The organism is Aestuariivirga sp., assembly GCF_044239095.1.
Classification (GTDB): Bacteria; Pseudomonadota; Alphaproteobacteria; order Rhizobiales; family Aestuariivirgaceae; genus Aestuariivirga.
The window spans coordinates 26,920-47,632 of sequence record NZ_JBIICB010000003.1 but is presented as its reverse complement, the minus strand read 5'-3'; the positions used below and the strand labels follow the sequence as shown (position 1 = coordinate 47,632).

Below are 20,713 nucleotides of genomic sequence, written 5' to 3'. Positions count from 1 at the left end.
TGCCGGCGCACCTCTTCGAAGTAAACGGCGTTGATGCCGCCGGTGATATCCAGCGTCTGATCGAGCCACTTGCCGAAGCGGAGGTAGCGCATGCCGCCACCTTCAAAGCGGCTGGGCCGGAACTCGGCGGTGCCATGCAGGATCCGGCAGCGGCTGTTGCGCACAGCCCAGCCGGTGGTGGTGCCCAGGTCGAGGGCGAGGATGGATGGAATCGTCGGGGTTGCCTTTGCCGCAGGGGCAGGCAGAGTCGCGGGTACCATGATGGTCTCCATTGTCAGGATGGAAGGTCGTTGTGGTGGAGGACGGCGGCAGCCTCGTGCTTGGCGGTACTGGCTGCCGTCCGTCTGACTTGGGTGGCAATGGCATCAGTTATCCATCGTCCCACCAGATAGGTTCCCGAGAAGGTGCCACACCCCGCTTCTGCGGGTGGCACCTTCCCTTTAGGGAGGAAAATTTGCGCTTTTGCGCTTTGTTCAAGTAGTTGATTTTATTACGCGAATTGCAAACCGCAGATTTGATCAGCACACTGATCAAGTTGCGCTTTTGCGGTCCGTGTAACCTGTTGATCTTGCTGGTCTTTTGGGAACCGCAAAAGCGCAAACCGAAAAGTTGCGGTCGTTGCGGTTCGTGCGGTTGCGTTTGATACGTGGTCCATTCGGTGGCCAAAAGCATCGTTCAAACCTCCTCCTGATCGACCCACACATCAGGGTTCTCGACGGTCAGCAGCGCACCGGTTTGGGGGCACATGAAGTCGGTCGGCCGCACTCTCACGACGACCGGCTCGATCTCCCCGGTCTCCGCGTCCAGCTCCTCGGCGGGGGTCTGGAACAGCATGTCCTTCACACACAGGTAGCCGTACTTCATGCTTGCCCGGGGCAGGCCGAGGCGCTCTGCTTCTTCACCGCGCACGAACTTGATGTAGCCCTTCGTGGCGAGGACATGGATCCGGTTGCGGATGCTGGTCTCGCCGCCGAGGCTCCCCTTGTTCTCGAACTTTGCGGCGAACTGGCTGAGGGTGAACATCTTGCCCTGCGCGGCCTGGGCAGCGATCATGTCCACGATCACGCCACCCTTGCGCTCACGCTCCGCGTCATGCTTTGCGCCGACTTCCTTGCGCACGAGACGCTCGTTCATCAGGTTGATCTCGACCCAGCGGCCATTCTCCTTGTCGATGAGCTTTGGCTGCAGCGCCGGGCCGTTGCGGAGCTCGATCTCCAGCTTGCGCATGGTGCTATCCTCGTCGGGGCGGTGCATCAGAAGACCTGAGGTGTAGAAGCCACGCAGCGCGCTGGCGCCGGACAGGGCCTGGAAGGGATCCTCCGTCACGGCCTTCCGGTTCATCTTCTTGGTGTGGTGTGCGAGAATAACGCCGCAGTCCGGGGCCACGGCCTCGCGCAACCGCTCGACACGCTCGGTCAGGAAGAACATCATGGCGTTGTTGTCGTTCTCGCCGCCGCCGTCCTCGCCGCCGTCGAACAGGTTGCGGATCGGGTCGAGACAGATGATGTCCGGCGGCGCGTCGGGGAAGTGCTCCTGAATCGAGGCGGCGGCGAGTGCGAGACCCTTTTCATCGAGCAGGAGGCGCAGCTTGGGCGTGGCAACCAGATTATCGAGCGCGGCCATGATGATTTCTGCATCCAGACGGATCTGCTGCAGGCGCTCACGGAGATAGTGGTACTGGATTTCCGCCTGAAGGTAATAGACGCGCAGGGCAGCCGGCGGCTGGAAGCCCAGGAAAGGGACACCCGCCGCCATGTGAACAAGCATGCTGATGAGGAAATCGCTCTTGCCGACCTTGGGCGCGCCGCCCAGGACAAGCAGCCCGCCGGGCGTCAGCACGCGCGGCGCAATGATGTCCGGTGGCATGGGCGACTTGTCGGCCAGAAGGTGGCGAAGCTTAAAGGCGGTCATGCTCACCGGCGCGTCGGAGGCAATCTCCGCCTCATTGCGCAGCAGCGCCGGGCCATTCTTCTTGACGTGCAGGGCCCAGAGCCGCTCGGATTCCTGCTTGAGCCGCTCCTCCGGCCATGCGGGGCGGAGCATGGCGGCGTTGTACTGGCAGATGGCCTCCCAGCCGTCGTTCGGGCTGAGCTTGCCCTGATGCACCATGCGGACATAGTGACCGATGGCGGCGCTGGCGCCCTCGAAGCGGGTCCATGCGTCCTGGCCGCCCTCATGCACGGGGGTGGTGAGAATGGCGTCGAGGGAGGGCTTGGTGTGGCCTTCCGGCGACGGCTCCGCGCCCATGCCGGGAATGAACGGCATGGCGGCAACCCGCTCAGCGAAATCGCCAAGGTCCACCTCGATGGCATTGTGCTCGCGAATCTGCACGAGCCGCTGGAAACCGCCCTTGTGGTAAACGGAGCCCGCCACGCGGATCGGCTGGTGGGCCGAGCGGAAATGCGTGTCGCCCGCGACCTTCATGGCAATGTCACCGCGCAGGCGGCACAGGGTGGCGAGGTCATCGCCAGTGGCGGCCTCGGTGAGTTTCCACCACACATGCAGCTTCAGCGCGCCTTCCGGCGTGCGGCCGCCGCTTTCGACAATCAGCGTGGGCGTGCCCAGATGGTGGACGAGGTGCGTGAGCTTGGCGAGAATGTCCCCGGCGTCGAGGTCCACCACCACGGCCTGCATCTGGAGCACCTCATGGGCGCGCGCCTGCCCCTGTGCAGCAACGGTGCCGGGGATGACATAGAGGGCAGCCCCCTCGCGCCACGCCCAGGTGGCGAAGGTCTTCAGCTTGTCGAAGGCAGAACCGTCCGCGTCGATCCAGATGTTGTTGGGCTTGCCATCCCGGCCCTGCCCCTTGTCCACAAAGCCGCGGACGGGGATGAGGCCCTCGCAATAGCCGAACACGACATCCAGAAACGTAGCAAGTTGCTCCGGGTCCGGCTCAATGCCGAACGGATCTTCCTGCAGTGGCGCGTCATTGAAGTCGCGCCACGGGTTGAAGTGGATCACTTCACCGGTCGGCTTCTGCTCAGGCTCATGGCCTTCGCCCGCGCCGGTCGTATCATCGGTATGGTCGGTCATTGGGCGAGGCTCCAGCAGCGGTTGGCGTAAGCGCACATGCGGCATTCGAAATGATCCCGCTCCCACGCCACCCGCGGCAGCAGTTCGCCCGCATCGGTGGCGCGGAGGATGCGCACCGCCCTGTCGCTCATGCGCTGGGCCAGCTCAGCGTTGAACGGCACCAGCTCGTGATGGAGCTCGGCGGTATCCTTGTTGATTGCGGTGAACAGCGCTGGGTTTTGCGCGAGCCCAGGAATGCTGGCGTCCATGTAGGCCTGATACAACGCAATCTGGGCGGCGTAGATGGGCTTGGCCACGGCAACACCGGACTTTACCGTTTCGCGCCAGTTCTTCGCATTCATGGTCTTGCATTCCCACAGCGCGGGAACGCCGAGCTTCAGCGCCTCAGGGCCGCCGGCAATGATGCCGTCCACATGGCCGCGGATGCGTCCGTCGGCCACCGAGAAGCCGAACTGCTGGCCGTCGGGGTCGTTACCCTTGCGCGTGTAGAGATCGACCCCAGCGGCGCGGAGCCACTTGATTGCGAGATCCTCAAGCGCATGACCGATGGCGAAGATGCGCAGCGTGCGCCCTGAGAAATCCGCGCCGTCATCCTTCGGGGCCTGGGCAAACTCGAACTGCAGGGCGCGCTCGCAGGCGTGGCCGACACGGGAACCGCCGAGATAGTCGCGCGGAGCACGTGTGGAATTTTCCGTGGTCAGCGCCGCGTCAACCACAGTGTTGAGCATGTCCGCGAAACTGCGCGTATGATTATAGTCCAGCATCAGAAGGGTACCTCCGGTGATTGCTTGTTGGCGGCGGCGATGTCGCGCATCGCGTCCTGGAAGCCGCCGACGGCGGCCTCCATGAGGGTGAGCACCTGCTGCTCGGTGAGATCGGAAAGGCGGGTGTTCCAGCCGATCTCCTCCATGATCTCCGCCGCCATCTGCATGGCGTGACGCAGGGCGGATTTTTCCTCATCGGTCAGATCAACCATGGCGGAGGACCTCCGGGCGCGTTCCCAGAAGAAGGTCTGGCAGGCCATGGAGCAGAACCATGCGGGTGGCCGCGGCTTGCGCATGCGCTGCGGCTCCTGCCAGCCGACGCCATGCGTGGGCCTCCGGCAGACGGCACAGAGTTCGAAGCGTGGCTGCCAGCGTACGAAGCGCTCGCGCGCCGTGGCGGGTGTTGCTTGTGACATGAGGGTGCTCCATCACGCGGCCTCGGCAACAGCCGCTTCGGCGGCATCCATGATCAGCTCCTGGATGCGGCTCTTGTTGAATCTGAAGGTGAGAAGCGCTGAGGCCCGGTAACGTGTCAGGCCGTAATCCAGCCGGAACTTCTCGGGCAGCCAGGCAAGCTGCTTTTCGGTCGGCGGCTGGTTGAGCCAGCCCCTCGTCTTGTGGGCGCTTTCATTGGTCTCGTTGGTGTTGAGCCAGTCGTCAGCAGCGGCGAGGCAGACGAGCTCCTCGCCCATGGCGAGAAGCCGTGACCGCTTGTGCTGGGCGCCACCCACGCCGTACCAGCGGCCGTTGTGGGCGAAGATCCCGGCCCAGGCGTTGAAGCCGTTGGCAACGAGCGAGGCGCCATCGCCGAACAGGTCGACCCACTCGAAGCTCGAGCGCGCGAGGAGATCGATCTCCGTCATGTCGAAGCCCGACAGCAGGGCACGCTGCTGCTCCGGACCGTCACCCTCCTCGTTCCGCACATCGGCGAGGAGCATCTCGCCGCAGATCGGGCATTCGGTGCAGGACAGAGGAATGACGGCAGAGCAGTTGTGACAGGTCTGGGTCGAATCCTCCGTCGAGTCGTAGCCCTTCAGGTTCACATCCTGCTCGAGGGAGCCATGGATCAGGCTGGAGGTGCCGAAATCCAGGATGATACAGTCGGTCTTGACGACGCCGGGATACTCTTCCGGATTGACTGTGCGGAGGCCCCGTCCCACCATCTGAATCATGGTGGACTTGTAGGAAGAGGGCCTGAGCAGCACGACGCAGGAGGTCGGCGGATGATCCCAGCCCTCGGTCAGCACCGCGACATTGGTGATGACCTGGATCCTGCCCTTGGCATAGGCCCCGAGGGTTGCCTTGCGCTCGGCATCGCTCATCTCGCCGTGAACGGTCGTGGCCGCGATGCCATGGGCGCGGAACGCGGCGGCGACATTCTGCGCATGCTCGACGGTCGAGCAGAACACCACGGTCTGCCGCTCGCCCGCCTTTTCCTTCCAGTGAGAGATCACCGCATCCGTCACCGGCGACTTGTCCATGATCTCGGCCACGGCATTCATGTCGAAGTCGGAGGCAACACGGCGCACCTTCTTCAGGGCCTCCTGGACGCCGACATTGATGACGAAGGTGCGGGGCTTCACGAGGTGCCCTCCCAGCACCTGCTCGGCCATGCGGATCTGGTCCGCGACATTGTCGAAGATCTCGCGCAGGCCCTGGCGGTCGCCCCGGTTCGGCGTGGCGGTGACGCCAAAGATCTTCAGCGCGGGATTGCGCGTCCTGGCGCGCTCGATGATGCGGCGGTAGCTGTCGGCAACCGCGTGATGGGCCTCATCGATCACCAGGAGATCGAGGTCCGGCATATCGTCGAGATTGGCCTTGCGCGACAGGGTGGGCACCATGGCGAAGGTCGCCTGGGCATCCCACGACTTCACGCTGGCATCCACCACGGAGGTGGAGATGCCGGGATTGATGCGGGAGAACTTGGCGCGGTTCTGCTCGGTCAGCTCGTCCCGGTGGGCGAGGACGCAGGCCCTGGCGTCGGGGGCCGTCAGGAAGGCCCCCGTCACGGCGGAGAGCATGACGGTCTTTCCGGAGTTGTGGGTGACCGTGAAATCGCCCATCAGGTAGCGATGGTCGCCGTCGACCGTGAACCCGAAATATTCACCCTCGCCCACCGGGTGAACGGTGAAGCCGCAGCGAAGTACGTTCTTCTTCATCCTGCGCGACGGCCTGCCGGGAAAATCGACCGGCATGCGGAGCAGCTTGTGAAGATGGCGGAAGTCGTGGGATGCCGCCAGCCAGTCGGCCACGCTGATGTCGACGAGCTCGCCTTCGTTGGTGCGAACCAGGGTGAGGATGTGCCCGAGGTTCACGGTGAAGGGGTCGCCCTTCAGCGGCCGAATCTCGACCATCCGGTCGCGCCCGCGGTGCAGTTCCCGGACGCGGCGCGGCGTGCCGCCGGGTCCCATGAGGAGGTCGCCCACCGCGATGGTTTCGACCGCGCGGATCGAACCGTCGAACATCAGGATGGCGGTGCCTGCGGCGTGGCAGCCGGTGGGCGCCACACCAAGGGTGTTGTTGTGGGTGTCAAGCGCAGCAAGACTGCGCTCGACGAAGAGTTTCTGGCGGGGGCGAAGCATCATGATGGTAGCCTCACTTCGCCCAGGTGGGACGCACGCCGCCGGACTGCACCGGAGCCGGCGCAGGCTGGGGCTGGTGATAGGCAGGCTGCGGGGCCTGCGGCGCGGCGGGCGCAAAGCCCTGCTGCATGGGCGGGGCGTAGCCTTCCTGCGACTGCGGCGCGGCATAGCCTTGCGGCGGAAGCGGCTGGGGTGCTGCGTGTGCATATGCAGGCTGCTGGGCCGGCGCGGCATAGGCGGGCTGCGCCGGTGAGTAGCCCATGGAGGTCATCCTGCCACCCATCATGCCACCCATCACGACCGCATATTCCTTGTGGTCGCGGGTCAGGGCCTGGCGGATGTCGTTCCTGTCCTGGCCATTGCTGTCGGTACCCACATCGATGCGGGCGACGAACTCGATTCCATCGATGTCGGCGAAGCTGGAGATGCGGCGGGCATTCTGGGCCTCAGGCGAGTTGTCCTTGTCGGACAGCGCGCGCGACGAATTCAGGACGCCGCGCATGAAGCCACGGCCCATGTTGCCCCAGTCAGGGCCCTTCGGGCTGTAGAGCCCGATCATCGACCAGATCTTGCGCTTCGCGTACTGGCCCTCGAGCACCGTGTACTCGACATCCAGATACACTGCGCCGCTGGCGCCTCGCTTGGCGTAGCCTCCGGTCCAGCCCTGCGCCGGATCGCTGAAGCCGCCGGGGCGGATCGTGAGGCGAACCTTGGCGATGGTGCCCTTCGGGATCAGGTTGGTATTCTGCCGGGCGTCATTGAAATCGTTCCACGCATTGGTCATGGTGGCTTACTCCTCTGTCGTCATTTGATGGTTGAGGGGGGCGGCAGCCGGTGAGGCGGGGCGGCCAAACTCCACCCTCCCGGTTGCCGGTTTCGCGGGGCCGCCGATCTTCGCGAACAGGCGGCCGAGATGGGGCTCCTCGATCATGTCGAGGCGGCCCGAACGGTCCTTCGCGGGAAGGCCGTATGGGTTGAACGTGTGGCAGACGAAGGCGCGGTAGGACTTGCCTTCCTCGTCCTTGATCTCGGTGAGGGTCAGGACCTCATCGACGATCCCGGGCAGTTCGAGCCCGGTCTTCGTGCCCTCGATCTGGGGCACGTAGATCTTGCGGTTGAAGTCATCGAGCTTCTCGTCGAGCACGCCGACGAAGACGATGTTCTTGGCGCGGGTGTGCTGGAGGTGGACGAGCCAGGCGATCATCTCGCGGCCATGCAGGCCGTAGGTGCCCCGAAGATCGGGCTTGCCGGTCTTGTCGGAGACAGCCTCGGGCTGCCCGCCGCACCACTGGAAGCAGAGACGGCCCGCGACGGTGACGGAGTCGATGAACACCGTCTCGTAGCGATCAAGCGCACGGGGGTCGCCGAACTTCTGGCAGACCGCGTCGTAATGCGCCTGACTATAGGGCTGGTCGTCGCGGAGCGCCGGGTTCGGCCCGCCGATGAAGGCGGCGAAGTCCCGGCATTCCTGCCATGTGCGCGGGCGGATCGTGTCGATGGCAAGATCGCCGATCGCCAGGTCGCCCGCCTCAAGATCGAAGAACAGCGTGGTGCTGCTCATCAGTGTCCTCAGCAGCCAGGTCTTGCCTGAGCCCGGCTTGCCGAAGATGGCGGCCTTGACGCCACGATGCTCGGCAAGGCGCTGCTCGGCGGAGATGATGGGAAGGCCCCGCATCATGAGCGCACCTCCGGCTCGGATGACTCGTCATCGGCGTCGAGTGGCAGAAACACGATGGGCGGCAGCGAACTCGCCAATCCCGAGATCCGGGAGGTCTTGCCGGCACCCTTCTTTCCAAAGATGCGGACAACGATGTCCCGGCGCTCTGCCAGACACTGTTCGACGGAGATGATGGGGAGCTTGCCGGTCATGCCAGCACCTCACCGGTCAGCTCGCCATCGGCCAGGTTGCCGGTCACGGCCGTGTAGAGCGCATCGAGGCGATTGGCCTCGGCCAGGCATTCCAGTCCCTTGCGCCGCATGAACCGGCGCGCGTCGTCGAGGAGGTCGGGCTCCGCGATGAGATCAGGGACCGCGACGTATTCTTGGGCGCTTTCGACGAAGTACGACTTCGAGCGCAGATCGCTGACGAGGGGCGCAAAGGCGTCGCACCGGTCGGCAAAATCCGTCTGGCGCTCCAGGTCCCGGCGGTTGCGCAGGATCCGCTTCACCTCGGAAATGATCCCGGTGCGCAGCATCCGCATCGCCCCTTCCGCGCGGGCCTGCGAACAGGTCAGCGGGAAAGCGGCCTCCATGATGTCATCGGCGATTTTCGGGGCATTGTTGCCAAGCTGGGACGCAACGTCCCAGACGCGCTCGGCAAATGCCGCTGACTGATGATCAAGCATCGAACCACTCCTTGATTTTGATGAAACATTCCGCCCCCTGGGCGATGGCCTTGACGTCGAGGTGGTGAAACGGACCCGCCCTGGCCTCACGCATGCCTTCGCGGGCGATGGCAAGGTTGTCGTCCGTGGCCCATTCGGCGAAGGCGCGGAACGTGCCGGTGACATGCTGCCAGGCTGCCTGTTCCGGCGTTGGCGGGACGTAGAGCGGGTTCCGCCGGCTGGCCTTGCGCTGGGGACGCAGTCCCCGCATGGCCGCGTCGACGACCATCTTGCGCAGCGCCGTCCGAGTCGGTTCCTCGCCCCGGGCCAGTCTTTCATCGAGCGTGCGGCGCACGACTCCCGGATCGGCATTCTCGGCATCCCGCAGCACGCGGGCTTCGTGGATGTCCTTGTGAGAGAGGCCGAGATCAGCAGCGGTCACCGGCTGGAAATCCTTCCCGTCTGGAAGGTTTTTCGGACGCCCGTGAGCCTGGACATCGCCCAGTTCCTGGGCGCTGTCGTATTCGTCGGCGAGGCGGCGCTTGGCCTGCGCCTCGATTTCGAGGGCATCAGCCTGGGCCCGGTGCGCAGCGGCAATCAGCTCATCGTGTGCACCCTTGGCCTTGGCCAGCCGGGCCGCGCGCTTCGCGGTATCGTAGGCGAAGGCAGCATAATCCTTGGCCTCGAGCACCTCTGCGGCGGACCGGGCATTGGCCAGGGCCGCCGCCGCATGGTCCACGAGCTGTGGCAGGCTGGAGCCGGCCTGTTCGATGATAGCGGGGACGCTCACGCGTCACCTGCCATCAGCTGGAAGGACTCCTTGCCCGTGCGGACCGTGCGCGCCGGTTCGAACACCCTGCGAATTTGCGGCGGCCAGGCTGCGTATCTGCACTCGGAGACCTTGAAGGTGATTTCCACATAATGACGGGGGTCTTCGCCTTCAGCGGTCAGGAGTTCCACAACTCCGCTGAGGGCGTCCTGATCCCAATCGATTTTCTTCGGGAGGTCGGCCACGACCGTGACGCCGTTGTCATCGAAGCGGACGGTTCCCGTATCCTTGAGTTCCGCGGCGCGTGCCTGATGGGCTCTGGCGGAATAACGCAGGGACAGCGCCCCATCGAGCCATGCAGCCGCGAGCTTCGCCTTGCGCAGCGTCTCGTCCACCTCACGCTGAAGGCGGGCCAGTTCGCCCGCAGGAAGTGCTGCAATCTCGCCGATGGGTGTGCGCACGAGGCGGTCCGGATAGTCATCTGAGAGCCTGCCGGCAGAAGAGCCGGCGTCAGGCTCGCCGAAGAACACGGCCACGAGCGGGGTTCCGTCTGCGTGAGCGCCGGCGTCCTCGATCTGGCAGTTGCGGTGCTGCTCGAGAACTTCAGTCAGTTCCCAGCGGCGGTAGAGGCCGGGGAGGCGCCGCAGCTCTCCGGAAAGGTGTTCGGGGGAAGGGTTCATATCGGCAGGCTTTCCATTTGAGTGGGACGCAACGGGGCGTCTGAATTGGAAAAGCCGGGCGCCTTCGCCGAATGGGACAGGGGCTCACGCATTTTCTCCGAAGGCCTTGCGGAGCTTCGGCGCTGCGCGCTGATAGCGCTTGCGTGTGGCCTCTTCGGAAATACCGAGTTCCACGGCGACTTCGGCCTGGGTGAAGCCCTGCACCGCAACGCGAATGACCAGGAACGCGTCCTCCCCGATGATCTTTTCAACATCCGCATGCAGAAGGCTGGCGCCCAGGTGATCACGGCGTGCTTCACGGGGGTCGGGCAGATCCTCGGGAACGGTGCTGGAAGTGACGCGCTGGCGACGGGCTTCGCCGCGGCACGCACGGATCATGTCCCGCTGGATGTTCTGGATGACAGTCGCCGCGATCCGTTTCACGCGGCCAAGATCCAGCCCGCGGAGTGCTTCCGTGGCGCGGGAAAGGATTTCGGATGTGATGTCGGAGGTTGTCCCAAGTCTGAGTCCGAGAGACCGCCGCCGGACGGCATCGAGCCCCGGCCACATCGCGAGCAGCAACAAGGTGAGCGCAGTGTCGGCTTCGGGGCCGCGACCTTGGGCTTCCCGCACGAGCGCCTTGAGGCACTCGTTCTTGTCATCTGCACTGCCAGACCGGCGGTGGAGCATATCGAGCAGCGCCGCAGGATCGCGAAACGGCGCGATGATCGCAGACTTCTGCCGGATGAGGTCGAAGCGACGCTGGAAGGTGAGAGCACGGGAGGAATGGACGAGATTGTCACGGATCGCGTTCCACGCGAGAGACATCGGACGCCTGCCTTGCGGCCAGGCGTCCGGCGCCTTCTCTTGGCCAGGTCAGGACGTCGTGCGTCTCTGCGATTTGGGATTTTGGATTTGGCTTGAGGTGAGTCTCAGCGCACCGGGGCTTCCGCCTTGTTCAGCGTGCCGCAGCCGCGACAGGTCGCTACGACCGGGAAGCCCACGAAATATTCATGGCCGCGGGCGAAGCGCAGGTGCATCTGGCCGTCACGGCAGACGCCAAGCAGCTTGTCGCATTGCGTGCAGCGCCACTCGCCGCCAGAAGACGGGGGCTTCGGACTCGGACCACCGCTCCAGCTCGTGGTGGCTGCGCGGTGCGAGGGGAAGGGAGTCGGCATGGAAGTGCTCCTCTGCTATGGAGCACCTCCAGTAAGCCGGGATTCGTTAGACCGTCCCGCGCCGTATGTTAGACGCTTGTTAGACGGGCTAGAGACCTGAATTCTTTAGACAATAAGGCGCCAATAGCCCCGCTTCGCTCCCTTTCCGATATAGAAGCCGTAGATACTGTCCCAGATTTGCGAGCGGAACGCCTGCTGCGGGCTTCGGGCCGTGAACCCTTTCATGACATCCTTCACATGCATGTCCTGGCTGCCAGAATTATGAGCGTTCGCCAGACGTTCGAAGATTGTGGCCTGATCATTGCCCGTCAGTGACAGAGGGTCCTTGCCCGGAACGTGCAGTGTAGCCAGTTGAGTATCGGAGCGAATGACCCGCGGTATGGAACCGCCCCGCGCAAGCGATGAATTGCTGCGATAGGCAAGCTCTATCCCGTCCCGCGATACTATCGGCTCCGTGCCGGCGGGCGACAGATTCGACAGAATCGGTACAACGACATTCGGACCGAGGCAGATAGGTGCCTCCGCGCTGGAAGACAGCACAACGCCCGGCCCTGCCCTGTGGCGTGAGCGAAGAGCGAGATCCAGGTTTCCGATGACAGTCACGTCATCCAGGCGGCGCGCGAGATAAACGGGCGCGTCAGTGCCGTCGATCGCAATGGTGCCCGCAAGCGTCAGGTCGGTGTCAATAACCTGTGAGGCACTCTTGGTCAGCAGCGGCTTGATGGTGCCCAGCAGGGTCTCATGCAGGTACCGGCGGTTGATTTCGAAAAGCTCCACGTCGGCGGAAGGGATCCTGCCTGCATCCTCCCCAAAGGAACCGACGGCACGAACCATTCCTTCTGTCGTCGATGGCTTTATCTCCGCTTCCCAGTCAAAACCCTCACTTTCGAGCAAGACAATGTCCTGCCGGCCGCAGCGGCCAAGCAGACCACCCCTTATCAAGCGGTCAGGATCAAGGCCAAGCTCACGGAGGTCCGCTCCGCTCAACGTGTCATCCGACCTGTCGTGGAGCCTCACCAGGTTCGGGAACATCGCACGAATGTCGGTGGTGTCTATTTGCTCGAAGGCACTGAGAATTCCCCACTCCTTGAGAAGTGCAAAACCGAGATTGCGCTCCTCGGGATCCCTGTTGCTCTGCAGATTGCAACTCTTCGATCCCGATATGGTGATGTTAAGCGTGCGTTCCTTGTCATCCCCGCCGCGGTTGTAGGCGACGGCGATGCTGATGCGGCTGAAGCCGTCCGCCCGCCGGAAGACGTTGTTCGGTTTGAGGAAGGTTTCGGCAACTTCCTCGATATCATCGTCGATAGCCACCTTGAGAAGCAGCTTCCGCTTCCAGTTCCCAAGACGGATCTCGGCTTCGAGAACACGGGCGAACTTGATCTCGTAGCCGGGAATATGCGGCGTCTCGAGGCGCAACGACGAGCGGAACCTCGACAGATTGTAGTGCTTCCAGTTCAGCGGCTTCTCGGAAACATTGTGACCGAGAGCCACGTCGGCAAACGACCCCGCAACTTCCTGCCGAACCGCCGGACTGTCGGCGCAGACCTCGATCTGCCTCAGGGATGGCGTATAGATAAGGGTAGCCTCGTTGGGAGGACGGAAATAGATGGTTCCTCTCCGCCCATCGTCGCGATGATCGTAGACACTTGAAAGCGGTCCGCCGTGACGCACGATCAGCATGATCGAAGCGGGATGAGCAGCAGTCGGTGGCAAGTCGAGCGCCTTCACGGTGCAGTTCTTCTTGAGCTGCAGTACCTTCGTGATCCTCGCGGCCAGCGCAGTTTCATCGACCGACGCGGCATGAAGAAACGCTGCCTTCTCAAGCTCGACCTCGAAGGCGTCATACATCTTTCCATAGTCGCGGAACTGTCGCGCGAAATAGAAACTCTCGGCGTCCTCGAAGGTCTGACGCGCGTTGAGAAACACCCAGATACTGCGGCACAGGTGATCGGGCTGCTTGTCGAGTTCATCCGACTGCGAAGGGCTCAACTGCTTCCCGGCAATCGTGGCGAGGGAGGTGACGCCCTTTCCCTCCGCCAAGGACCGTATCCTGCGACAGCGCTGCTCTGCCGGCTGCAGTTCGTCCGCAGCGAATTCGGATAGCATCTCCGTGATCTTTGTCCGAATGGCATCGGCCTCTTCACCGCTCGCCGGTGCATGTGGCACCTCTGGCAGCCCAAAATTAGGTTCGTTCTCGCCGTCCCTCACGACAAGGACCGCGCGGGCCAGATCAATCCGGGCGCCTTCAAGCACTGCTAGGGCATGGGGACCAACGGGGAGCGACTTGCGCGGCACGAACCCACCTCACCAGTTTGGAGACATCAACCTTCGATGATCGGGAGGTTGAAGCTTGGCCGCAAGAGAAATGTTCGCGGATTGTTCCGTTTTCCACATCTCCTCGTCTGCCGTGTCCCAACCCGGGGTCCAAGCTGGCTTTTCGGTCTGTGTGTACACAAGCAGCAGCGCCCGACAGATGAAAAGCCCGAACCCTCTCGACCCCGCCCGCATGACGCCCGCTGAAAGGCTGGCTGAACTCGGCCGCCTGCTCGCGGCCGGCCTCATTCGTCTAAATGCCAACAAGTCCAGTGAGTTATCTGCTGACCGGGGAGAATGTTCCGTCGACTTAGAGGCGCACCAGAGCGGTCATGCAACCCGCAACTCAGGAGGCATGACTCGATGACGGACGCAATACTAGCAAGATTGACGGCGCTGAAGACCACCCCGACGCCACAACTCAAGGAGCAATGGCGGCAATTATTCGAGAGCGAGCCCCCGGCATTCAACCGCCGCTACCTTGAAAGCCGCCTCGCCTACCGGATCCAGGAACTCGCTTATGGCGGCCTGAAGCCGGAGACGGTGCGGCGGCTGGAAAAACTCGGCGAGGAATTGGACGGCGGCAGCAAGGCGAAGCGGCAGACGCGCGCTGACATGCGGCCCATCGCCGGAACGCGGCTCATCCGCGAATATCAGGGCGTCGAGCACTGCGTCACGGTGCGAGATGACGACTTCGAATATCAGGGGCGGCCTTACAAGTCGCTCTCCGCGATTGCGCGCGCCATTACGGGCACGCAATGGAATGGGCTGACCTTTTTCGGCATCAAGTCTGGGGCGAGGAAGCAAGCATGAACAAGCCAGCTACCCGCAAGCTCCGCTGCGCCGTGTACACTCGCAAATCCTCCGAGGAAGGCTTGGAGCAGGAATTCAATTCGCTCGACGCGCAGCGCGAGGCCTGCGAGGCCTATATCGCGAGCCAACGCTCAGAAGGCTGGGTCGTGGTGCGCGACCAGTATGATGACGGCGGTATCTCCGGCGGCACGCTGGAGCGCCCTGCCCTCCAGCGGCTTCTCTCCGACATCGAGGACGGCTTGATCGATGTGGTGGTGGTCTACAAGATCGACCGCCTGTCGCGCTCTTTGATGGACTTTTCCAAGCTGGTGGAAGTCTTCGACCGCAACAACGTCACCTTCGTGTCTGTCACCCAGAGCTTCAACACCACCACGTCCATGGGCCGCCTCACCCTCAACATCCTGCTGTCCTTCGCGCAGTTCGAGCGCGAGGTGACGGCCGAGCGTATTCGCGACAAGGTCAAGGCCAGTCGGATGAAGGGCATCTTCATGGGCGGCACTCCGCCCTACGGCTACAAGCCGAAGGATAGGAAACTGGTTATCGACGAGGCGGAGGCGAAGAATATCCGCTGGATCTTCTCCCGCTTCCTGGAGATTGGCTCCGCCACAGAACTTGCGCGGGAGGTTGCGAGAAGAGGCATCCGCACGCCGCGCGGCAATGCCATGAGCAAGAACTTCCTCTACCGGATGCTGAACAACCGCGCCTACATTGGGGAAGCTGTCCACAAGGGCACCGGCTATGCTGGAGAGCACGAGCGTCTGATCGACCAGCGGACATGGGAACAGGTTCAGTCCATCCTGCAACAAAGCCCCCGCCTCCGCGCCAGCAATACGCGCGCCGAGACGCCAGCCCTACTGAAAGGTCTTCTTTTCGGACCGGACGGCGCTGCCTTCTCACCGACCCACACCCGCAAGGGCGACAGGCTCTACCGCTACTATGTCAGCCAGACGGTCCTGAAGCATGGCGCTGGCAAATGCGCCGTCGCGCGTGTTCCCGCCGCCGAAATCGAGGCCGCCGTCATCGACCAGATTCGCGGCATGCTGCGCGCGCCGGAGGTGGTCGTGGCCACGTGGCGCGCCGCCCAGCCCGAATGTGAAGGATTGGCCGAGGACAAGGTGCGCGCGGCGCTGGCGGCTCTTGATCCGCTGTGGACGGAACTCTTCCCCGCCGAGCAGGCGCGCATCATCCAGTTGCTGATTGAGCGCGTGGACATCGGCGCTGACGGGCTGAAGCTGATGTTCCGGGACAAGGGGCTGGCGCAGATGGTGGCTCAGGTCGGCATCATGACTGGCAAGAGCCGGAGGGAGGCGGCATGAATGATCAGACCGTGACCGTCACGGTGCCGTTCGCCATCCGCAAGCGTGGCGGACGGAAGCTTGTCATCACGCCGGACGGCACCGCGTCGACGCCGGCACCAAGGGTACGGATCGATAGCGCCCTGCTCAAGGCCCTAGCGCGCGGCTTCCGGTGGCGAAGGCTGCTGGAGACCAGCGACTTCGCTACCATCGAGGAAATCGCTGACGCCGAGAACATCAACTCATCCTACGTCAGCCGGGTGCTGCGCATGACGCTGCTCGCGCCGGAGATCGTGGAGGCGATTTTGGCAGGGCGGCATCCAGAGGGGCTGATGATGGCAAGGGCGATGCAGCCGTTTCCGGTGGAGTGGAAGCGTCAAGAATTCATTTGACTTCACAGGGACGTACCGCGCCGTCCCACCGCATCATGAGCGTCTCGTTGTAGTCAAGATATTTGCCGCTCCTGAATTCAGATAATCGGTCGCACAACACAGATGGTAGGCTTGCAATCACAGCGATCCGCGGCACGCGGCGTCACACTTCGCGTTGCCACAGCCTTACCAATTCCTCGTTCAGTTCAATGCCGAGACCAGGTCCCTCCGGTAGCGCCATGAAGCCCTCCACTACGGCCGGCTCGGGCGATACCAGTTCGCGCCGCATGGGACTGTCGAACACATGTGGAGATACGTATTCGAAGACCGGCGCCGCAGGGCACGCCGCCTGGAAGTGGCGGCCAACGGCGGAAGTGATACCTGTCTTCCAGCCATGCGGGACGACCTCAGCTCCCATCAATTCGCAGAAATCCGCGATACGCCGGATCTCGGTGAGACCGCCGCCACGACCGATGTTGGGCTGTACAACACCGACCTTGCCCGCGGTGATCCATTCGCGGATCTCGAATCGGGTGGCAGCTGCCTCGCCGCCGCAGATACGGATGACGCTCCGCTCAGAAAGCCGCGCGTGACCTTCAATGTCGTCATGTTGGAGCGTTGCCTCGGCGAAGAAGATGTCATGCTCGGCAATCCTCTCGAGGACGGACAGCGCGTCATGCCAATTGTGCCAGCGGTAACCGAAATCAATGGCCATCAGGATGTCCTCGCCCAGCATGCGGCGGCCCTGGCCGATCAGCCGCACAAGCTCGCGGTCGCTGACGAGGTCATAGAACAGGACTTCCATCTTGACCGCCCGAAAGCCTACCTTGAGCGCCGCTTCGAACTGGCGGCCGATCTCCGTCATGAGTTCGCCCACACTTCGGCCCTGGGCGAGACCAGGGTAGATCGTGCAATAGGGACGAAGCTTTTCCCGCCGCGCGCCACCCATCAACTTGTAGGCCGGAAGCCCCAGCTGCTTTCCGGCAAGATCGTGGAGCGCGATGTCGATTGCCGAGAGCGCATGGATGCCGAGGCCGCGGCGGCCGGGCCAGAAGGTGCCGTCATAGAGCTTCTGCCAGAGGCTCGCTATCTCGACGGGGTCCTCGCCGATAAGGATCTCGCCGGCACTGCGGCTCCACAGATGGGCGGTCGGCATCTCAATGAAGGCCTTGACCACGGAGGGCGGCGCATCCGCCTCGCCGAAGCCGTAGCGGCCGTCCTCGTCATGGACCTTGACGATCACTGTATCGGCCGTGCCATCAAGGTCGTTGGCGGAGTTTGCTGGCGAATAGACGGGGATCACTTCAATGCGTGCGATACGGCTGGTCATCTGCTGCCCTCATCTCGCGACGGTGAATCTGCTGACGGTTTCCGGATTGAGGGACACGCCGAGCCCCGGCCTGTCCGGCACCGCAACGCGCCCGTCGGGACCGATCGGAAACGCCTCGTTGGCGAGCGTCCAGCGTATAGGCGACTGGCTGGTCGAATACTCCAGTGGCTCGTCCATCCAGTGTTGCGACAGAAAGGCGAGGTTGGCCGCGATGGTGATGTTCGACTTGTAGCCGTGGGTGACGACGCGGCGCCCGAGACCCTTCGCCAGGGCCGATATCCGCATCAACTCCGTCAGCCCGCCGGCCATGGTGACGTCGGGTTGCGCGATGTCGATCCGGCCGCGCCGGAACGCCTCTTCGTATTCGAAGCGGGTGGTGAGACCGAGATCGCCGCCGCCGATCGGGATGCCGAAGCCCTGGAAACGCGCATGCCCGTCCAGATCGTCAATGGGGAGCGGCGCTTCCACCCAGCTGAAGTCATTCTCCTTGAAGATCGGCATCAGCGGCAGCCCCTCCTCCGCCACCGACCAGGCCGTGGCGGCGTCGACCATCAGGCGGATGTCCCGTCCCACATGCTCGCGCGCGGTGCGGATAAGGCGCGCCGTCTTATCGATGTCTTTGCGCCAGAAGGGATCGGCGACGATCTTGATGGCCCTGAGTCCCAGCGCCAACCCACGGTCGATGTTCTTCCGGACCTCGTCCGGTTCTTTTCCGAGCGGATAAACGGTGCCGTAAGCCAGCACACGATCGCGCCGGCGCTCGCCTAGGAGATGGCCGACACTCTTGCCGAGAGCCTTGCCGCGCAGGTCCCAAAGCGCGATGTCGACGGCCGAGATGGCGTGGATCACGACGCCGCGCCGGCCGTAATAGCTCGTCAAATCGTACATCCTTTCCCACAGGCCCTCAACGTCCGAGGGATCGGTGCCGAGCAGCACCTGCTTCAGTCCCATGGCGTGGGTGTGCGAGCGCGGCGCCTCGACTATCGCCCGGATGACTGCGGGCACGCTGTCCACTTCGGCGATGCCGGTCAGACCCTCGTCGGTGTGGACAAGGACCAGGCAATTGTCATAGGAGCCGTCGAAGGTCTCCCCGGTCCAGCCCGGAACGCGCAGTTCGATGACCTCGACATCGGTGATCCTCATGCGGTCCCTTGCCTCCCCAAAAGGCCGAACTCGTTATTTCAAAATGGTGGGCCAATGTCTAGAATATCGGAAATGAACATGGACACAATGACTTCGGAGCGGCCCCGCAAGCGGAAACTGACACAGGCGCCGGGAGACGAGGGCGGCGAGGGATCGCGCAGCGTGAGGCGGGCGATGGACATACTCTCGCTGATGCTGGTGCGGGGCGGGCCGGTAACCGTCGCACAAATCATCGCGGAACTCGGCATTCCGAAATCGACCGCCTATGAACTGGTGCGCACGCTGAGTGACGCCGACTATGTCGCCCCGGCCAGCCGAGGTGCTGGACTATTCATCGGCCGGAAGCTCTACGAGCTGGGAATGGCCTACCGGAACCACGTCGATCTCCTTCGCGACGGCGCCCAGATCGTCGAGGAACTGCGCGACGAGACAGGCGAGACGACGCAGCTCTCAGTGCTCGACAACCAGATGATGATGGTGGTCCTCAAGGAGGAAGGCCGCGGGCACCTGCGGATCATCAGCAATGTCGGAACGCGCGTACCGGTGAACTGGGCGGCAGCGGGGCGGCTTCTGGTGTCGGACCAGCCGGACGAAGAACTGGAGCAACTCCTCAAGGCCACCATCCGCCAGTCGCCCACGGACAAGGCGATCATGGACGTGAGCAAGCTCATCGCGCAGATCCGCAAGTCCAGGCGACTCGGGTATGCCACCGAGCTGAACGAGGCGAATGAACATGCCGGATGCATCGCCGCACCCATCGTCGACGCTTCCGGCCGCTGCATCGCAGCGATCAGCGTTGTGGTGCCGGAACAACGTCTGACGAAGCCAGATCGCGACCGCCTCATCACCAGCGTAACGGCCGCAGCCGAACGCCTGTCGCGCCGGCTGGGCTAGGTCGACGCGCCGACGTGCAGGCGCGCCAGCCGGTCGAGCAGATAGTCCTCGCTCAGCGCTCCGCGCAGATGTGACTCGATCAGGTCGCCACCCGTCTCCTGGAAGGCGAGGTAACCATCATAGCGCGGCCTGATCCAGCATTGCTCGATGGTGGCGCGCGTGTCGTGGTAGCAGCCGCCGAAGCGCGCGTTGATCGCCTCGTCTTCCCAGCACTCGCGCCGCGCCGGCTGTCCGTGATGATGCGCAAACCCCGTCTGGGTCGATAGCCTCGCCGCGAAACGGGCATAAGCGAGCGCCGCCTCGCGCTGGTAACTCGCCGCCGAGACCGCGAGCCCGGTACCGCCGATGGTCGAGCCGCGCGGCCCCGAAGGCCCCGGAAAATCATGAAAGCGAAGTGAATGGACGTGGTCCGCTTCAGCATAGGTGGCATAGCAATAGACCGCCGGGCAGAACACCAGATCGCTCCTTGACGCCATTTGGTCATGCAGCGCGATGCTATTCCAGTCCAGCACCTCAGGTGGGCAGCCGGAGAGGAGATCGCGCATCAGGCCCAGCGCATACCGCGCCGCCGCTGGCTCGAAGAGTGCAGCGTCCTGCTGTATGGCGCAGGGCGTCCCGAGATTGGCCATGAGGGTAAAGAACGTCATGAGGCTGTGGACACCCTTGAGGCCGATCGCTAGGCGGAGGCCCTGCCCCTTGGACACCTGAGCGAGCCGGATGAGTTCCAACCAGTCGCGCGGCGGCGCCGCTCCGATCCGCGCCATGAGATCGGGGCGCGACACCGCAACTTGGCAGGCCGCATCGATCGGAACCGCCCAGAGCTTCCCCTCCATGCGGTAGGTCGCAAGCGAAGGCCCGACGAAATCGCCATCTGCGAGCCCAAGCGAGTCAAGCTCAAGAAGGCAACCGCTCCGCGCAGCGAAACCCATGAAGGGATGATCGAGCACGATCAGGTCGTATTCACTGGCCAACTCATCGATGGGCGTGCATTCGAAGCCGCTCAGCGAGCGGGCGTGCCACGCGATTTCGATATCCGGGCATTCCCGCTCAAATGCTTGCTGCATCGCGAGCAGCGGGTCGACAGCGCGGCGATGGTCCCACGTCATACCGTTGAGCCTGATCTTTGCCATTCGCGCTCCCAATCTACCGCGGACTCCAGCCAAGTTCACTTGACTGTCAATCCATTGCAGTTCAAATTCCGTCTGGCAAGCTGCACAAATGTCCGGCATTTCGGAATTCGTG

The 20,713-nt window shown here is 63.4% G+C and carries 20 protein-coding genes and 1 pseudogene; 4 read left to right on the top strand and 17 right to left on the bottom strand.

The window, feature by feature from the left end; translation table 11 throughout:
- From ACILRA_RS00730 to ACILRA_RS00665, 14 genes and pseudogenes are all read right to left on the bottom strand, one after another.
- Positions 1 to 260 (bottom strand): annotated as a pseudogene (locus ACILRA_RS00730) (hypothetical protein); the annotation flags it as partial.
- A 415-nt stretch (positions 261 to 675) separates the two neighbouring features.
- Positions 676 to 3,033, bottom strand: a complete 2,358-nt coding sequence (locus tag ACILRA_RS00725; RefSeq protein ID WP_395660169.1) for an AAA family ATPase — start codon at positions 3,031 to 3,033, stop codon at positions 676 to 678.
- Positions 3,030 to 3,797 carry a PD-(D/E)XK nuclease family protein gene (locus tag ACILRA_RS00720; RefSeq protein ID WP_395660168.1) on the bottom strand — a complete coding sequence of 256 codons (768 nt, stop codon included), beginning with the start codon at positions 3,795 to 3,797 and terminating at the stop codon, positions 3,030 to 3,032. Before ACILRA_RS00720 ends, ACILRA_RS00725 begins: the two co-directional genes overlap by 4 nt.
- On the bottom strand, positions 3,797 to 4,213 hold the full coding sequence (locus ACILRA_RS00715; RefSeq protein ID WP_395660167.1) for a DUF6511 domain-containing protein: 417 nt from the start codon (positions 4,211 to 4,213) through the stop codon (positions 3,797 to 3,799). Before ACILRA_RS00715 ends, ACILRA_RS00720 begins: the two co-directional genes overlap by 1 nt.
- 12 nt (positions 4,214 to 4,225) lie before the next feature.
- Entirely contained in the window at positions 4,226 to 6,382 is a 2,157-nt protein-coding gene (locus ACILRA_RS00710) for a Hint domain-containing homing endonuclease (protein ID WP_395660166.1), read from the bottom strand.
- A gap of 10 nt (positions 6,383 to 6,392) precedes the next feature.
- A complete protein-coding gene (locus ACILRA_RS00705; RefSeq protein ID WP_395660165.1) occupies positions 6,393 to 7,163 on the bottom strand; it encodes a hypothetical protein in 771 nt (256 codons plus the stop codon).
- Between the two features lie 6 nt (positions 7,164 to 7,169).
- Positions 7,170 to 8,057, bottom strand: a complete 888-nt coding sequence (locus ACILRA_RS00700) for an ATP-binding protein (protein WP_395660164.1) — start codon at positions 8,055 to 8,057, stop codon at positions 7,170 to 7,172.
- Entirely contained in the window at positions 8,054 to 8,248 is a 195-nt protein-coding gene (locus tag ACILRA_RS00695; RefSeq protein WP_395660163.1) for a hypothetical protein, read from the bottom strand. The genes ACILRA_RS00700 and ACILRA_RS00695 overlap by 4 nt, the downstream gene beginning before the upstream one ends.
- The gene (locus tag ACILRA_RS00690; protein ID WP_395660162.1) at positions 8,245 to 8,724 is read right to left on the bottom strand and encodes a hypothetical protein; all 480 of its coding nucleotides are present in this window, start codon (positions 8,722 to 8,724) and stop codon (positions 8,245 to 8,247) included. The genes ACILRA_RS00695 and ACILRA_RS00690 overlap by 4 nt, the downstream gene beginning before the upstream one ends.
- A complete protein-coding gene (locus tag ACILRA_RS00685; RefSeq protein ID WP_395660161.1) occupies positions 8,717 to 9,493 on the bottom strand; it encodes a hypothetical protein in 777 nt (258 codons plus the stop codon). The genes ACILRA_RS00690 and ACILRA_RS00685 overlap by 8 nt, the downstream gene beginning before the upstream one ends.
- Complete coding sequence (locus tag ACILRA_RS00680) at positions 9,490 to 10,152, bottom strand: hypothetical protein (protein ID WP_395660160.1); 663 nt, start codon at positions 10,150 to 10,152, stop codon at positions 9,490 to 9,492. Before ACILRA_RS00680 ends, ACILRA_RS00685 begins: the two co-directional genes overlap by 4 nt.
- Before the next feature lie 84 nt (positions 10,153 to 10,236).
- Positions 10,237 to 10,959, bottom strand: a complete 723-nt coding sequence (locus ACILRA_RS00675; RefSeq protein ID WP_395660159.1) for an RNA polymerase sigma factor — start codon at positions 10,957 to 10,959, stop codon at positions 10,237 to 10,239.
- Between the two features lie 104 nt (positions 10,960 to 11,063).
- Positions 11,064 to 11,309, bottom strand: a complete 246-nt coding sequence (locus ACILRA_RS00670; RefSeq protein WP_395660158.1) for a hypothetical protein — start codon at positions 11,307 to 11,309, stop codon at positions 11,064 to 11,066.
- Between the two features lie 105 nt (positions 11,310 to 11,414).
- Positions 11,415 to 13,607: a hypothetical protein gene (locus ACILRA_RS00665; RefSeq protein WP_395660157.1), complete on the bottom strand. Its 2,193-nt coding sequence runs from the start codon at positions 13,605 to 13,607 to the stop codon at positions 11,415 to 11,417.
- Positions 13,608 to 13,988: 381 nt separating this feature from the next.
- On the opposite strand from ACILRA_RS00665, the gene ACILRA_RS00660 reads away from it, so the two are divergent.
- From ACILRA_RS00660 to ACILRA_RS00650, 3 genes are read left to right on the top strand one after another with little or no spacing between them, the layout of a single operon-like run.
- Complete coding sequence (locus ACILRA_RS00660) at positions 13,989 to 14,438, top strand: DUF2924 domain-containing protein (protein WP_395660156.1); 450 nt, start codon at positions 13,989 to 13,991, stop codon at positions 14,436 to 14,438.
- Positions 14,435 to 15,754: a recombinase family protein gene (locus ACILRA_RS00655; RefSeq protein ID WP_395660155.1), complete on the top strand. Its 1,320-nt coding sequence runs from the start codon at positions 14,435 to 14,437 to the stop codon at positions 15,752 to 15,754. The genes ACILRA_RS00660 and ACILRA_RS00655 overlap by 4 nt, the downstream gene beginning before the upstream one ends.
- Entirely contained in the window at positions 15,751 to 16,125 is a 375-nt protein-coding gene (locus ACILRA_RS00650) for a hypothetical protein (RefSeq protein WP_395660154.1), read from the top strand. Before ACILRA_RS00655 ends, ACILRA_RS00650 begins: the two co-directional genes overlap by 4 nt.
- A 142-nt stretch (positions 16,126 to 16,267) precedes the next feature.
- On the opposite strand, the gene ACILRA_RS00645 is transcribed toward ACILRA_RS00650, so the two are convergent.
- Both ACILRA_RS00645 and ACILRA_RS00640 read right to left on the bottom strand, forming a co-directional pair.
- Positions 16,268 to 17,434 (bottom strand): mandelate racemase/muconate lactonizing enzyme family protein, encoded by a 1,167-nt coding sequence (locus tag ACILRA_RS00645; RefSeq protein WP_395660153.1) that lies wholly within the window; start codon positions 17,432 to 17,434, stop codon positions 16,268 to 16,270.
- Between the two features lie 9 nt (positions 17,435 to 17,443).
- Positions 17,444 to 18,577 (bottom strand): mandelate racemase/muconate lactonizing enzyme family protein, encoded by a 1,134-nt coding sequence (locus ACILRA_RS00640; RefSeq protein ID WP_395660152.1) that lies wholly within the window; start codon positions 18,575 to 18,577, stop codon positions 17,444 to 17,446.
- A 78-nt stretch (positions 18,578 to 18,655) separates the two neighbouring features.
- On the opposite strand from ACILRA_RS00640, the gene ACILRA_RS00635 reads away from it, so the two are divergent.
- Positions 18,656 to 19,471 carry an IclR family transcriptional regulator gene (locus ACILRA_RS00635; protein ID WP_395660151.1) on the top strand — a complete coding sequence of 272 codons (816 nt, stop codon included), beginning with the start codon at positions 18,656 to 18,658 and terminating at the stop codon, positions 19,469 to 19,471.
- On the opposite strand, the gene ACILRA_RS00630 is transcribed toward ACILRA_RS00635, so the two are convergent.
- On the bottom strand, positions 19,468 to 20,601 hold the full coding sequence (locus ACILRA_RS00630) for an extracellular solute-binding protein (protein WP_395660150.1): 1,134 nt from the start codon (positions 20,599 to 20,601) through the stop codon (positions 19,468 to 19,470). The two genes, ACILRA_RS00635 and ACILRA_RS00630, sit on opposite strands and share 4 nt — an antisense overlap.
- Between the last annotated feature and the right edge of the window lie 112 nt (positions 20,602 to 20,713).